Source organism: Tritonibacter sp. SIMBA_163 (assembly GCF_046535935.1).
Lineage (GTDB): Bacteria > Pseudomonadota > Alphaproteobacteria > Rhodobacterales > Rhodobacteraceae > Epibacterium > Epibacterium scottomollicae.
Genome location: NZ_JAWJBP010001291.1, coordinates 1 through 237 on the forward strand (window position 1 = coordinate 1; position 237 = coordinate 237).

The window sequence follows — 237 nt, forward strand, 5'->3', positions numbered from 1 at the left end:
GAAATTCATGCCGTAAACCCCGGCGATGAAGGTCAGCGGGATGAAGATCGTGGCGATCATCGTGAGAACCTTCATCACCTCGTTGAGACGGATGCTAAGACTCGAAAGATGGATATCGATCAGGCTGGAGCAGATTTCGCGGTCGGTCTCGATCATGTCCAGAAGCTGGCCGGCATGGTCGTGACAGTCGCGCAGGTATAGCGGCGTCTGCGGGTCGATCAGGTCGCCTTCGTCACG

General features: G+C 56.5%; 1 protein-coding gene. It reads right to left on the bottom strand.

From position 1 onward, the window contains the following. The coding region (locus R0J92_RS26465; protein ID WP_411053874.1) for a CorA family divalent cation transporter at window positions 1–237 on the bottom strand (237 nt) is incomplete at both ends.